Source organism: Microcoleus sp. Aus8_D2 (assembly GCF_036702665.1).
In the GTDB taxonomy this organism is placed as follows: Bacteria; Cyanobacteriota; Cyanobacteriia; order Cyanobacteriales; family Microcoleaceae; genus Microcoleus.
This window is the reverse complement of record NZ_JAUBUN010000004.1, coordinates 105,202-120,685: the sequence shown is the minus strand read 5'-3', so window position 1 is coordinate 120,685 and position 15,484 is coordinate 105,202. Positions and strand designations below refer to the sequence as shown.

Below are 15,484 nucleotides of genomic sequence, written 5' to 3'. Positions count from 1 at the left end.
TGAGACTGCGATTGCTCCAACTCTGTCTGAGTTTGGTGCAACTGAGACTGCGATTGCTCCAACTCTGTCTGAGTTTGGTGCAACTGAGACTGCGATTGCTCCAACTCTGTCTGAGTTTGCTCTAATTCTGTCTGAGTTTGGTGCAACTGAGACTGCGATTGAGTCAATTCTGTCTGAGTTTGGTGCAACTGAGAATGCGATTGCTCCAACTCTGTCTGAGTTTGGTGCAACTGAGACTGCGATTGCTCCAACTCTGTCTGAGTTTGCTCTAATTCTGTCTGAGTTTGGTGCAACTGAGACTGCGATTGAGTCAACTCTGTCTGAGTTTGGTGCAACTGAGAATGCGATTGCTCCAATTCTGTCTGAGTTTGATGGAGTTGAGACTGCGATTGCTCCCATTGCCCCCGAAGATCGTGTGGTCTGTGGTAAAATAAAGGCGCAGGTTCGACATCTAAGTTTAAATGAAAATCGTTTGAAAGCTTGGTAAGTTCTATAACAGCGATCGCATTTGAGTAAGGGAAGGGATAGTTGTATTCAGCATCGCTAACTTCTAAACCATCTACTTCTGCCCACAGCATCTGAGCTTTATCCCAGATTGGATTTCTATCAATCTGTTTCAGGAAATTTGTAGATATCGCTTCTTTAGGAACTCCATATTTTTTTAATTGAGCTAAATACTGTCCGCTGAACTGAATGTACCAATCCCCATCTGTCAGAGTTCCAAAAGGGACAGTAATCAAAGCTTTTCCACCAACATCAAGTAAGTCGTATATTTTGGCGATCGCTTTCAGGGGAGCTTCTAGGTCGCGGTTCTCTATATGTTCGCCATAGGTGCCAGAAGGCTCTTCTTGCTGCCCTATATGTTCTACTGTTGAAATACAAACTACAGCATCAAATTTTTCTGCCGATCGCAGATCCATTAAATCTTCATTGTCTACACCAAGCTCATTTTCAAACTTGTCTACTATTTTTCTTCTAATAATTCCCGTATGTTCGCTGAGCGCATTTTCATAATAAGCCAGTACATTTCCAACTTCAAGAATCCGGTCTTTTTTGTCTAGACTTGCTAAGAAATCAAACGCGGTCGGAACTTCAACCGTTCTTTCTGTTGGATTGTTGTATCTGATTCGGTTGTAATACAGATCTTTTCCATTTAAACTAAAGGTTCTTTGCCATTCAGTCATAATCAAACCCTCACTTTTTTCCAAATTTCAACTCTGTTTAAATTGTAGAGAAGCATTGAGCGAGCATGACAGCGGAGAAATTTCGATGATAAATCAAGATTCCTTGTCTCGCTCCCACTCATACCACAATAATACAACCCAATCGCGAACTTTGCTATTCTACCTAATAACATTAAATTTTAAGTCATAATATCATGTTCGGTTAATCAGTTATTATTTCAGTGCGAGCGTCCCGCTCGCACTGAAATAATTATAAGCGTTCGATCGGACTTGATATAACTTCCCTCAATAGGCGATGAGCCTCAGAAAAACTTGGATCTAAGTAAATAGCTCTGTGGTAACAGATAATTGCTCTCTCTACCCGATTTTGACTTAAAAGGGTGTTACCCAAGTTAACATAATCTAAGGCAGTAGATTTTTATGCTTCTAGTGTGAATACTATATACATACAATCAGTCGCTTCTTCTAGCTTGTTTTGCTGTGAAAATGCGCTAGCTCAATTGCGAGAAACTCCAGCTAAATTCGGTTGCACGGCAAGCACTTATAGTTGGCAGTAAAAGTATGAGCATCCAAGTCTATTTCTATCTGTCGTAGAAGTTGATTTAACTCTCTACATCTTCCAGTTGATCCCCAGTCCTTACGAATAGAGACATTGCCCCAAGGTAATTTTGAGTTTCCAGTTTCCCTCAGATCAGCGACTGCCACAAAGCTTTTTGAGGAGTTTACCACAATTTTGGGGGAATTTTCCCCGATCGCCCGCAATTAACCCAAGCCGTTGCCGTACCAAGGATATCAGACTTCAGGCCTCTGAGGATGTTCCCGCACGCACCAGGTATTCAGGTATTATAGATGGGCGATCGCCACCAAGCCCTAAGCCGTCGAGCTGATAATAAATTGTGTTCACCAATAAATAACCGCAGGCGATCGACATTCCCCGCGCGATCGGGTAAACTAGAAAGGTCGATCGGGCTCTACCCTGTGCCATTGACTCAGAACCCAACTTGTGCATTAGAGTGAAGCACTGGACTCAGCACACAAAAAATTAACTTAAAGTCGATCGAGGTAGTTCACTACGGTCGCCGCTTAAAAATAATTGTCTCCTCAGCTTGCTTAAATTCTATATCAAACAAATCAAACACCACCTCTCTGCCCAAAAGTATTTCCTGGCAAAAATCTGTTTGTGCCCAAGCGACAGGCGCAGTAAAAATATGACCATCCAACTGCATTTCTATCTGTCGTAATAGATATTCAATACTGCCACCAACTCCTTCAGCTTGATTGTTGATTTCTTCAGACCCTTTAGTATAACCCAAGTCTTCACCAAGTTTTTTCGTAATCAAACTAAGTTCTGCACCTGAATCAACCAAAATTTTTACTGTTACGGTATGCTGAAATTTCAATAACAACTGGTATTTAGGTTGCCAATCGTGAGATTTTAATGTTCTCATTCTGACTGGATAAAATCTGACTGGTTCGACAAACTCGCTTTCAAATATCCGTTCAATTACATAATCTAAACCAGACAAACTCGGATCGAGCGCATCCTTCATCTTTCGATAATCGCGATCGTGACCGATCACTCCTTTGTTAGTATAAGCTATCCACTCACCCCGATATTTTTTTAACTCCGGTCGATGAGCTTTATACCAATCATTGGCTGTAGGATACTCTGGTTCCATAATTAAATCACTTTCTTGTATTTTAGAAAATCATCTATCGTTGGGTTAATGATATCTGTCGCTACCAAATTTTCTCAAACATAATTTACTCCTGTCGCGATCGGGCTTTTGTATCCCATTCTACTACATAGGGTAAGTTTTGCCCGCTCGCCCGCAATCAACTCAAGCCCTTGCCGTACCAAGGATATCAGACTTCAGGCCTCTGAGGATGTTCCCGCACGCACCAGGTATTCAGGTATTATAGATGGGCGATCGCCGCCAAGCCCTAAGCAATTCAGCTTAGAACATTATTCTCTAATCATAAAGTAAACAACCCAAAATCTACCCAAAAAAAGCTGTGACCAAATTCGACAAAGGCAATCAACTTCTACAAGGAGGCAACTCTAGAGAGCTAACAGCCTCAACAGCACCATAGATAGCAAATTAACATCAAATCCGACAAGTACCTCGGAAATAAAAATTTGAACATAGCTTAAGGAGAAGCGGCATGAGCAAGATGGTAGAGCAAGATGAGAACTTAATTTTGTGCGTAGATGAGTCCTGGTCGGATGACTATGCTATTGGGATTCGGGGCTGGATTGTCAGCAAAAAGGGAAGTTTAGAGCAAGTAGAAATCTGTGTGGGCGATACTTGCGTGCCAATTACTTCTTGGCATCCGCGCCCTGACATAGCGATCGCGCTACCGCAATACTACAACGAAAAATGTGGTTTTGTCGTTCATCTCAACCGCACTGCTCAGCACAATGCCACATTTTTCGCGAAAGTTCAGGGAGGAATATCAAGTAAGACCATAGCTTTCGCCGGATCGAGACCGCCTGAACCTGACAGAAATATCTTCCCCGAAGGTGCTGGCATTCACGGCGAGTTTATGCAGTTAGTCAACGATCAACATCTCAAAGTTTTAGAAATTGGTTCGCGAATCGTATCGCCCGGAACTGTCAGCCACAGGCAATTATTGAGTGGCGCAGCTTCTTACACTGGCTTTGACTATTATCCAGACGCCAATACAGATGTGGTGGGGGACGCTCATAAGTTGTCTCAATATTTTCCCGATAGACGGTTTGATGCAGTTTTTTCTATGTCTGTCTTGGAACATTTAGCAATGCCTTGGGTAGCCGCAATGGAAATTAATAAGGTGCTAGAAATAGGAGGATTTACCTTTCATCACACTCATTTTTCCTGGCCCTCCCATGAGATACCTTGGGACTTTTGGCGTTTCACTGACGAAGGTCTTAAGGCTTTATTTACGCCAGCGTTAGGATTTGAAGTGATCAAAGCTGCTTTTCACGAACCGATGCGCTTGCACTTTGATTGTCTGAGGTCTAGCCAAGAAAGATTTCCGCTTACTCCTGTATTTGGAGGAGTAGTCATCCTTGCTAAAAAAGTAGCAGAGATTAATTCTGACAAGTTCAGATGGGATGTAACACTGGAAGATGTTTTAATACCAGGCAGCCATTACCCAAAGCCAAATACTTAAGTGTTCTGTTCCCTATGCTTTCAGCCTTAGCGAAGCTGAAAGCAGACATTAGGTGAATTGCTTGAGTTGCCAGAGTCAGCGCGGCATTAGGTGGCTGATGGTTAATTGAAGGTATAAGAGAGGTTTTGCTGTAGTTCGATCGCTTTTTGATAATCAGCGATCTTTTCATCCTACTCCCCTACAACAGACATAACTTCTCTTAACTTGTCATGAGCCTCAGCAAAACTTGGGTTTAAATAAACTGCCCTGCGGTAACATACGATCGCCCGCTCCTGCTTCCCTTGTTCTAACAGAGTGTTGCCCAAGTTGAGATATTCCTCTGCTGTTGTTTCCGGTGCCAAAACTACTGCTGCATACCAGCACTCAGTCGCTTCATCAGGCTTGCCAATTTGCGAAAAGACCTTAGCCAGGTTGCGGTAAAAGCCAGCGAAATTGGGTTGAATGGCGATCGCTTGTTGGTAAGATGCGATCGCCAGTGGCCACTGTTGCTGCTGTGCGTGAATAGTTCCCAAGTTCGCTAAAGCTTGGGCAAAATCCGGCTGAATTTCAAGAGCGCGAATGTAGCAATTCTTTGCCTCATCCAGTTTACCCTGAGCTTGGAATACATTCCCCAAAGTCTTGTACGCCGGAGCAAATTTGGGTTTAATCTTTAATACTTGCTCACAAACTGCGATCGCATCTTCTAACTTTCCTTGAACTAAATACAACTCTGCCAGTTGATTTAACGGAGCAGCAGCAGTCTCCATCTCTTGCAGTTGAGTCTTAACTTCCATTAGCTGAGACTTGGTTTGTTCTAGTTCTTCCTGAGTTTTGTGGTATTGAGTCTGCCAGATTTCAAGTTCCTCTTTAATTGGTTGAAGTTCCTCTTGAACTTGTAGCTGTTGAGTTGTCAATTGCTCAAATCCATCTGGATTATGGTGCAGTTTTGTCTGAGATTGCGCTAATTCTTCGCTATTCTCCTCTAACTGAGTATCTATCTGTTCGCCTTCTGCTGTTTTGCCCAAAATTCCTGCATCTAGCTCTTCAAGTTTTTCGTAAGTGAATTGCCAAATCTCCGTATTTAGCCAATAAAAACCATTAGCAAACAGCATAGAACTCGCCGGTGCTGTCTGACTCCTTATCTCTTCTGCTTGAGTGGGTTTTGGCCCGTGAAAGTGGATAATTTGTGCTTCCGGACTAAAATGCCAGTATGATTTCCAATTTAGCTGGATATCTAACCTATCCCACCTATCTTTGAAAAATAAGTTATAGGCTCCTTGGTCAAAAGCTAGCTGTAATATTTTATCCAAGTTTCCGTCAATAAAATCGTCAAATTCTTTCTGGATTCTTTGAAGATTTTTGACATTCATGTACAGCACACCACTATTGAAGTATTCCCAGTTATTGGGATCGTGTTCCGGTGTTGCGGCCAAATACTCACAAGTTATATCTTGCAAATAGTCAACCACATCATCAAAAAACATTACATCGCAGTCAGTATATAAAACATACTCGTCCGGCATCTCATGAATCTGTACAATTTTGGGAATTTCAATTCTCAAGAATGCACCGAAAGCTACGGTTGAATACCCAGGATATTGAGTCTGTAGTTTCTCATAATGAGGTGTTCTGTGGTAAATAATCTTCACACCATTTTTTTGCAGCCAATCTGTCAATTCATTATCTTCGCCATCATAAATGCAATATGGTTCTAGTGATGTATTTTGCTGAGCAGTATAAACTGCTACTTTAATCATTTGCGAATAAATTTCAAAACCATGACTAGCTGCATTAATTGCAAAAAACCATTTCATCCGGTACTTTTGTTTCTGATTGCCTAAAGGGAACTGATATACAAATTCCTGCAATCGAACCAATCCTAACTTCACGCGGGTTTCATCGGCTAAAACTGCTTGAATCAGCACCTCAGATTCTGGCTGCTTTCCTGCGATTTCCAGCTTTGCTTCGTAGCCGCTATGTGCTGCTAGCGGTACTTCTGGATAAGCACTGGCCACATCCGATCGATACCCGTCTACAGGGCTTGTACAGACTGTTTCGCCATTGTAAATAAACTCAACTGCCACAGCGGGATCGCTCTTGCCCAACACCCAACCAGAGATCAAAATTTTACTGTTATCTAGTTGACCAATAGCAGGCGAATCTATATAAAATCCGCGCAGCCATTCCAGAGCTTCAGGGTAAGCAGATGCAACATCCAGAACAGCCAGAATTTTCAGTTGCATGGGATTTGATTTCTCAACAATCGGAATCCTTTGTAAGTCTACGTCCAACTCGTCAAGCCGATCGTTACTATGGTTGAGTTGTTCTTCATTGTGATGCTGTTGAGCTTCGGACAAAGCCAACTTATGTTGAGTCCTATCGAGATCGGTCTGAGATTCCTCTAATTCTATTTGCATTTGGTAAAGCTTAGATTGCAATCGCCACTGTTCTGTTACAATCTGTGCTATTCGAGATTGAGCAATCGCTGCATCAACAGCCTGCCTCAGTCTGGGAACAAAACGTTGAATCGTTAAATCTTCTACCTCATTGCGATCGGTGCTATCAAACATCCACGGTCTGGGAATCAGTAAATCAGCTATACCTCGGATCATTTTTTCTTTACTTTCTTGCAGCGATCTCGTAGTGTAGTGATTGATCCGCAGCTTTTTAACTGAAACTGTTGCCGACCAAGGCCCTTCTACCGGTTCTTTATTCTCTGTAACTGCAACCTGATTATTCAAGTAGATAAAACTGTGAGGAGTTGTAGGGCGAATAGGCTCTACAGGACGCACAATAGATTTGATATGCTTGTTGATATCCCAATTGGCTTCTCCTCGTTTAGTAAAATTTTCTACTTGCAATCCTTCAGGTCTAGTCTTGTGACCTGAAGAACCAAAAACCAACCAATTAACTGCCACCGCCGGAACATCAACATATTCTGCCAATACATCTTTCAAATCGCTTTTTTCGGTTGCAAATAAAAATTCATCCAAATCTATAAAAGCTATCCACTCAGATTCATTATTGTAGCTTTTTACACAGTGTTCGTAAGCCTGAAGTTGTCCCGGTTTTAACTCCCATTCGTTCCAAACAACTTCACCCGAACGGATGTACGGACGCACAACATCAAGGGGGTTATCTGTGCTGTTGTTGTTGTATAAATAAAACCTTTCAACACCAACTATTTTATGAAACTCCAACCACTCAATCAGATAAGGAGCCTCATTTTTGAGAATTGCACACACACTCAGTTTGCACTTTTTTCGGCTAGTTTCTGGCAGAAGCTCAAGCGCAGATTGTTCCTTGGGATTATCCCGCAGCAACGGTTCGCTATTCCAAGGATCGAAGGGAATCAGTTTTTTCTTTTTCAAGTTAGGACGGAAGAAAAACTTGCACTGTTCGTTCAACATAGCTGCTGCAAAAGAGAACGCGCTATTTGAAGTAGCCAAAACATCGCACTGACTCAATATGTAAAAATCAGGATAGAAAGTAGCTTCGGGCATTTCTACACCCAAATCTTTTGCTGTTATTGGGTTGTAATCAGCAAAATCGCCGATCACATTTTCTATTTCATCGCTAGCGATAAACAACACTGGTTCATCCAGAGTTTCCCACAGACCGTCCAGCCATTGTTTGTACCATTCATTAGGAGCGATGGCTAGATAAGGAACAATATCCTGAGCCCAACTATAATCGCCGCGCCGCAAATGTAACCCGACAACCGTTTTACCTTTTTCCCGCAGACGACCAACAGCTTCTTTCATCTTTGCTTCAACTTCCGGCACTGGTTGAAACAGCGAACAAAAATATTCTTTGTGCTGAGCGTGATACTTAGTGTGAAACTGAAAAAATCCCAAAAAATCAGCATTCGTAATTGGTTCTGGCGCATTCAGTATTGCCGATTCCGAAAGTTTATAGGGATATTCTTGCTCCCTCACTTCCGGTAATGGATGAGCAATTGGGGGTTCATTGTGACCGAAGAGATATTGACCGGGCCAAGCTGGCAACTGAAGCCGCATCCCATGTTCTTTGGTGTAGATTTTCAAGAAAGCATAGTCAAATATCTGATTTCCAAATCGTGCGATCGCGAATGCTGCCATCGTAATCAGTGACTTCTTGATATAGAAAGCGTCGCCCCAGTAGGGATGGTGCGTTATCGTTGCCACCCGCTGAAAGCCTTGCATTTCCAGAAATTCGTCCAACTGGTCAATTAACGCGCAACCTTCATACAGTTCCTCGTAATTAACTTCTGTGTTAATTCCCGCCACACATTTCAACCAGTCAGTTGCTCCTTGCAAAGCCAACAGTTCAGCCCCTTGAATATCTATGTTTAAGATATTAAAGTCATCAGGATTGAGCTGCATTTCTTGCAGCAGCGTATCAATGGTTTTTGACTCTACTGTAACTTGATGAGTTTCCTGAATGTTGGGATAAAGTTCTAGGTGACGCTTCAGTGGCAAAATAGAAATGCTTTGATCGCTCGAAGTTACCCGCAAGTTTACTGTACCGTTTTCATTGCTAACAGCACAGTTCACGGCTTGAACATTTGGCACTCCAGCAATATTAGCTTGCAACCGTTCAAACACAACCGGGTTAGCTTCCACAAACAGCACTTTTTGAACACCCATTGCTTGATAAGTGCTGATTTCTGTGCCTTCGTGAGCTCCAACGTGAATAACTCCGCGTGGCACTATTCCGTATTGGCTGAAAATTTGTTGCAAGTCCAGCATTCGCGGTGTCTCACCGAGAACATTTTGTCGGAATCGCTCGTTTACTGCTAAGAAATTACTGTATTCAAAATTTTCATCTTCTGGCTGAAATTTTTGTTTGTATTCTAGCCCATCAGGCAATATTTTAAAAATTGAATACCGAAATTTTTGCAAACATTCAAATGTTTCTTTTAAAGTTGTTTTAGAATCTAAATAAGTTCCGCCATATTCAAATTGTAGATAATCAATACGACCTGTTTCTAAGAAATGATTCGCACCGCAAATTACATCTAGTTCGCTACCCCCAGCATCAATTTTTAGAAAATTAATTCTTTTAATTCCGTGCCGCTGACAGTAACTGTCGATAGTGGTTGTTAAAACTGTAATTTCTTTGGGCTTATTGAGCAACCCTTGCTTTTCCACATCTAGTCTGCGGTAGAAGGTACTCAGAAGTGAATTAGCTTCGTAATAATAAAATGTTTTAACTTCTTCCTGTTTACCTACAGCCAAATTGTTAGCAATTACTTGGCGAGCATCGAGGGTTTTAATCAGCGTTTTGTAGACATGAGGAATTGGTTCAAATATGTGTGCTTCCACATCATGACCTTGATTCAATACTTCTTGTGTCCAGTCGCCTGCATTTGCCCCCACATCGAAGACGACATTAGCCTCATTAACAAACCTAGCAATAACTTGATTCTCACCGCTGCTTTCAAGGCTACTATTTTTTTCTTTTTTAGTTTTTTCCTGATCTTCAGGCAAAACTGGTTCTGGCTGCGATTGAACCGATTTTCCCAAGTTTTCCCATGCCTTAGTATTAACATCTTGACAGTGTTGAGCAACCACTGCTTTTGCTCGTTCAGGCACAGAGATTATCGCGTCTTCAAATATAACCGTATATCTTTTTTTACCCGCAGACAATGTAGCAATAACTTCATGAATACCAGGCCATTGTTCTATACGGTGAGGACTTGGCGGGGGAGACAAAAACAGTCGGGCATCGTCAATTAGTATAAAGTGTTCGCATTCTGAATCATTAATAATTTGCAACTCTTCCAGCAGCGGACACTCATCATTTTCTCCTGCCGTGCCACCACCCATCCAATGAGGATCTAACCAAAATAGAGCAGGTTCCTTAAGTTGAGGGACAACCAATTTAAGCTGCTCTTTTGTATGACCCCACAAAAATTCTATATTTTTTATATGGCTGTAAGCATTAGATGTTGATTCATATATGTGCCTAGCAAATTCTATTGTGAATACCTTGTGGAAATGTCCTGCGGCCCACACAGATGTACCACCTTGAAAATTCCCCGTCTCTACAAAGCTTGGCAAATTATATTGATTTTTTAGCAATATAATTAGCTGTTTGCAATCTCCCACACCCATCTCACTTACTCCTGCGTATATTTTATCAAAATTCCAAATAACTTGTAGAAACCAGCTTATTTATTACTCTATTTGGCACAAAACTCATTACCCAAAAGTAGCAAGCTTCATCCCAAAAAAAACCTTAAACATTACCTATTTTTTCCTCCACCATCAGGCGCCGCACATCCTGCATCTTGTAATTCGCCTCCGCTCCCAAATATTGCTCTGTCTTACCGAGATTGTCCTTCTTAATAGAAATTTTCGTCGGTCTGTAGAGACTCGCATCTGTTACCAAATGTTCCCACCCAAACCGGCACAAACAAAAGCTGTCTGCACAAAGTTTTTCATAAAACAGAAGACCAGAACACGCAAACAAATTGTAGGTATCAATGTATTTTACTTTTTTATAATATCGATCGCCCTTTCTTCCTTCCTCCTTCATTCCCACACCCTCCAAGGAGCCTCGCCATTATCCCACAGTTCGTTCAAATACTTATACTCCCGGTAAGTATCCATCGCGAAAAAGAAACCGTCGTGACGATAAGCCATCAATTGCCCTTCCGCAGCCAAACGCTGTAGCGGCTCTTGCTCTAAAACGCACTTATCTTCCCCAATATAATCAAAAATGCGACGGTTGAGTATCATGTATCCCGCACTTGCCCAGCCGTCTACTTGAGGTTTCTCGGTGAATTCGAGCACATTACCATGATTGTCTACGTCTAAAATTCCGAAGCGAGAAATAGGACGCACTGTCGTCACAGTTGCCAGCTTGCCGTGGGATTTGTGAAAATCAACCAGTTTGCTAATATCTACATCAGCAACTCCATCCCCGTATGTCACCATAAAGTTATCGCGATCGATGTATTTCTCCACCCGCTTTACCCGCCCCCCAGTCATGCTTTCCGAGCCAGTTTCCGCCAGTGTCACCTTAAAATCTTGCTCTTTATGATCCTCGTGATAGGTAATCTGGTTTTGACGACCGAGGCAAATAGTAAAATCATTATTCATAGCTTCATAATTCAGGAAATACTCCTTAATCATGTTGCCGCGATAGCCCAAACACACAATAAAGTCCCGGAAACCGTAATGGGCATAGGTCTTCATAATATGCCAAATAATCGGCCGCCCGCCCACATCAACTAAGGGCTTAGGACGAAATTCTGTTTCTTCTCTCAGACGAGTCCCCAAACCACCGGCTAGTATAACTACTTGCATTTTTCGCCATCTTTCAAATGGTACACAATCACTTATAATTCCAAACAGGTACATTGCTAAAACAAAAAGCAATCTTTACCTTGATTCAGCCCGAGAAACCCGGTTTATACAAAAAGTCCTGGGTTTGACAGCGAGATCTCTAGAAAGAAACCGCGTTTCTCGGGCAAGAGCGAGCAAATCCTGACTGCTATATTGTTTATTGAAAACTCCTCAAACTTTCTTCAGCTTTGCCTCCACCATCATCCGCACCACATCGGGCATCCGATACTTCGCCTCCCATCCCAACTTTTGCTTTGCCTTACCCGGATTTCCCAACCCAACCGCAATCTCCGTCGGTCTGTAGAGACTGGCATCGGTTACTAAATGTTCCCGCCAATCCAAACCAGCAGAAACAAAAGCACTCTGCACAAACTCCTCCAAAGGATAACTTACACCCGTAGCAATTACATAATCATCCGGTTCAGACTGCTGCAACATCAAATACATCGCCTCCACATATTCCGGTGCCCAACCCCAGTCCCGCTGCACCGAAATGTTGCCTAAGTGGAGTTTTTCGGAACTACCCGCAGCAATCCGGCACACAACAGATACAATCTTTTGGGTGACGAACCTCTCCGGGCGCAGCGGCGACTCGTGATTGAACAGGATGCCAGAACACGCAAACAAATTGTACGCTTCCCGATAATTCGCTACTTCCCAAAATGCTGTAGCCTTCGCCACCGCGTAAGGACTTCTGGGGCGAAAGGGCGTGTTTTCATCCGCTGCACTGCCTCCGGTATCCCCAAAACATTCGCTGGAACTGGCATTGTAAAGTTTAATTTTGCCGCCTGTAAACCGAATTGCTTCTAACAGATTTAATGTACCTGTGGCAATGCTTTCCAGGGTTTCTACGGGTTGTTCAAAAGACAGGCCGACGGAACTTTGACCGGCTAGATTGTACACTTCGTCGGGTGCAATTTTTGCCAATACTTGCAAGACGCTGCGAAAATCGTTGAGAGACATCGATTCTAGTTTTACTTGGTCTCGGATGCCCAAACGAGCCAGGTTTCCGAAACTCGACATTTGGGCGTCCCTAGAGGTGCCCGAAACTTCATAACCTTTATCCAGAAGTAGTTTAGCTAAATAAGCTCCGTCTTGACCTGAGATACCAGAAATTAACGCTTTTTTCATATCACATTTTGCTTGCAGAACTCTACCGTAGCTGTTGCTATTTTTCCAGTAGTTTAACTTTTACCGTCATAATTTTTATTGTTTTTAATATTTTGGATTTTTCCAGGACTTACCAGAGCGAGTTTAAGCGCTTACAACCAACAAATTTCAGGACTTACGCGTGGGACTAAAGAAACCTGGTTTTTTACCGATATTCAGGCTTTGAACCAAATATTTGGGTTAAAAAACCAGGTTTCTGCCCATCCGTGCGATCGAGCATCGCTTTCATCTGGCCTATAGCCTAGGCTATTCGTGTCAAATGAAAGCGATACAGCATACAACAATTAAACTGTAGCGTGTGTCGCGCTCAGATCACCTCAAATAGTGTCGAAAAATCTCATGCCGATGCACCTTAAACTGTCTGGTGCGTCGCCATTAATATCTTCAAATAGTGGCAAAAATCCTCAAAGCGACACACCCTACAATAAGTAGTTGTACTTCAGTCCGTACACGATCCGGACTACCCTTCGGGAAGGCTAACGCCTACGTTTGTGTAGACGCGGTTTCAACCGCACGTCCGATCCTTAGTCCGTGTTGGCGGACGAAAGTTTGTGTTGGCGCGGTTTCAACCGCCGTCTGATCTTTGCCTGGAAACGAGTTAAACTAGCCTTCCCAGCGTTGGGCGACCAATTCAGCCAAGTCAACCACCCGCTGACTGTAGCCCCACTCATTGTCGTACCAAGCCAACAGCTTCACCATGTCGCCGTCCATCACCAGCGTCAAGCTAGAATCCAGGATCGAAGAAGCATCACTTCCGCGATAGTCGCAAGAAACAAGAGGCAAATCGTTGTACTCCAAAATCCCCTTCATCGGGCCTTCGGCTGCTTCTTTGAAAACTTGATTTACTTGCTCGCTAAAAGTCTTTTTCTCTACCTGAGCCACAAAATCAACTACCGACACATTAGGAGTCGGAACGCGCATCGCGATGCCATTTAACTTACCCTTCAATTCTGGAATTACCAAAGCCACAGCTTGAGCAGCACCAGTTGAAGTAGGCACAATATTCATTGCTGCAGCCCGCGCCCGCCGCAAGTCGCGGTGGCTGGCATCCAGCAAGCGCTGGTCGCCAGTATAGCTGTGGGTAGTGGTCATCATGCCTTTGACGATGCCAAAATTTTCGTGCAGCACTTTCAGTACGGGAGCTAGACAGTTAGTAGTACAGCTAGCATTGCTGATGACAGTGTAGTCACTGTGCTTGTAGTTGTGGTGGTTGACTCCCATCACATAGGTGCCGACTTCAGGCCCCTTACCGGGAGCTGTAATCAGCACTTTTTTAGCGCCGGCAGTGATATGCTTCGAGGCACCAGCCTGGTCAACGAAGACGCCGGTCGCTTCAATAATCAGATCAATACCCCAATCTTTCCAAGGCAGGTTGAGCGGATTGCGATCGCTCACGCATTTAACTGTCTTGCCATTGAGAATAATCGAATTTTCATCCGTACTGATGTCCACACCCTTCAACGTTCCCATCATGGAATCGTATCTCAGCAAGTGGGCATTAGTTTTCGGATCGGAAGTGTCATTAATTGCTACCAGCTCTAGCTCACTGTTTTCTCGGCCCAGCCAGCAGCGCGCAAAACTGCGCCCGATACGTCCAAAACCATTAATCGCGACTCGAATCACCTTAGTACCTCCTAACGATGGCAGCCCTTAGCTCAGGCTGAAATTTTGGCAAAATTTAAGAATTGAGTTATGAGACAAGATCATATCGCAAAGGCTGATCCTTTCTAACTTTTCGTCTGTATCGAAAAAATGTAAATTTTTATTGAAAGAAGAAATTACCAGGCCCAAGGCCTTCGGCTTTCAGTCGCTGGTTACTGGTAAAGCTGATGGGCGGCAATATAAGTTCGGACAGCTTCCGGGACTAAGTAGCGGAAATCGCGACTTTCGGCCGAGCAGCGGCGGATGTGGCTCGAGGAAATCTCGATCGCGGGCATCGCCAAAACCTGCCACCGAATTTGCACTCCCAAAACAGCCATCTGTTCAGCAACTTTACAACAAACAGCATTTGTCTCAACCTGCATCTTGTCTGCGACTGAATCACCGACGATCGATATTCCCATCGGACACTCCCCCACTCTGGCACTCTCCCGTCCGGCCACCAACCAGTCACACAACCGGGCAATTTCCCCACAGCGCGGCCATTTGGGCAGAGTTTGGAGTGCATCAGCACCGATAATCCAGTAACGCTGACCCTCTGGATACAAATTTTGCAAATATAGCAGAGTGTCAATAGCGCCAGAAGTGCCAGAGGGATTGGTATCTAGGGGTAAAAGTACAAAATCCGGTCGCCCGGCCGTTGCCAGAGCCACCATTTCCCGCCGTTGGTCAAAACTTGCCAAAACACTGTGCGACTTGTGACTCGGTGTGCGATCGATCGCCCAAATGACTCGATCGATACCAAATTGACTCACCGCCGTCTCGGCCATCCACAAATGGCCCCAGTGAACCGGATCGAAAGTCCCCCCCAAAATCGCTACTTTTTTCATACAAAGTGGTAGTCTTGGTAAATCTTTGTGGGTTTCACCCCACATCGGGCATAAAAACAACATCGCGGGGCCTTTGCTGCCGTATCCCAGCACAGCAAGGGGATGGAAAAAAATACAGGAATATGCGATCGCCCAAAATCAGTCAGTTGGTCCCGATCCCATACCCCCTTCT

The 15,484-nt window shown here is 43.6% G+C and carries 10 protein-coding genes and 1 pseudogene; 1 reads left to right on the top strand and 10 read right to left on the bottom strand.

What is annotated here, in order from left to right:
* From QUB64_RS04630 to QUB64_RS04620, 4 genes and pseudogenes are all read right to left on the bottom strand, one after another.
* Positions 1-1,184, bottom strand: a pseudogene (locus tag QUB64_RS04630) (hypothetical protein); the annotation flags it as partial.
* Positions 1,185-1,434: 250 nt separating this feature from the next.
* Complete coding sequence (locus tag QUB64_RS32890) at positions 1,435-1,575, bottom strand: hypothetical protein (RefSeq protein WP_369124805.1); 141 nt, start codon at positions 1,573-1,575, stop codon at positions 1,435-1,437.
* A 408-nt stretch (positions 1,576-1,983) separates the two neighbouring features.
* A complete protein-coding gene (locus QUB64_RS04625) occupies positions 1,984-2,169 on the bottom strand; it encodes a hypothetical protein (RefSeq protein ID WP_333269518.1) in 186 nt (61 codons plus the stop codon).
* Between the two features lie 85 nt (positions 2,170-2,254).
* Entirely contained in the window at positions 2,255-2,863 is a 609-nt protein-coding gene (locus tag QUB64_RS04620; protein ID WP_333269519.1) for a DUF5678 domain-containing protein, read from the bottom strand.
* 487 nt (positions 2,864-3,350) lie between these two features.
* Between QUB64_RS04620 and QUB64_RS04615 the strand changes: the two genes are divergently transcribed.
* On the top strand, positions 3,351-4,340 hold the full coding sequence (locus QUB64_RS04615; RefSeq protein WP_333269520.1) for a methyltransferase domain-containing protein: 990 nt from the start codon (positions 3,351-3,353) through the stop codon (positions 4,338-4,340).
* A gap of 170 nt (positions 4,341-4,510) precedes the next feature.
* Here the strand turns inward: QUB64_RS04615 and QUB64_RS04610 are convergent, their stop codons facing one another.
* From QUB64_RS04610 to nadD, 6 genes are all read right to left on the bottom strand, one after another.
* On the bottom strand, positions 4,511-10,417 hold the full coding sequence (locus QUB64_RS04610; RefSeq protein WP_333269521.1) for an FkbM family methyltransferase: 5,907 nt from the start codon (positions 10,415-10,417) through the stop codon (positions 4,511-4,513).
* A 124-nt stretch (positions 10,418-10,541) separates the two neighbouring features.
* On the bottom strand, positions 10,542-10,841 hold the full coding sequence (locus tag QUB64_RS04605; RefSeq protein WP_333269522.1) for a hypothetical protein: 300 nt from the start codon (positions 10,839-10,841) through the stop codon (positions 10,542-10,544).
* A complete protein-coding gene (gene rfbF / locus QUB64_RS04600; RefSeq protein WP_333269523.1) occupies positions 10,838-11,614 on the bottom strand; it encodes a glucose-1-phosphate cytidylyltransferase in 777 nt (258 codons plus the stop codon). Before rfbF ends, QUB64_RS04605 begins: the two co-directional genes overlap by 4 nt.
* Positions 11,615-11,824: 210 nt before the next feature.
* Positions 11,825-12,784, bottom strand: a complete 960-nt coding sequence (locus QUB64_RS04595) for a GDP-mannose 4,6-dehydratase (RefSeq protein ID WP_333269524.1) — start codon at positions 12,782-12,784, stop codon at positions 11,825-11,827.
* 642 nt (positions 12,785-13,426) lie between these two features.
* A complete protein-coding gene (locus tag QUB64_RS04590) occupies positions 13,427-14,446 on the bottom strand; it encodes a type I glyceraldehyde-3-phosphate dehydrogenase (RefSeq protein ID WP_333269525.1) in 1,020 nt (339 codons plus the stop codon).
* A gap of 191 nt (positions 14,447-14,637) precedes the next feature.
* Positions 14,638-15,312 (bottom strand): nicotinate (nicotinamide) nucleotide adenylyltransferase, encoded by a 675-nt coding sequence (gene nadD / locus QUB64_RS04585; protein WP_333269526.1) that lies wholly within the window; start codon positions 15,310-15,312, stop codon positions 14,638-14,640.
* Between the last annotated feature and the right edge of the window lie 172 nt (positions 15,313-15,484).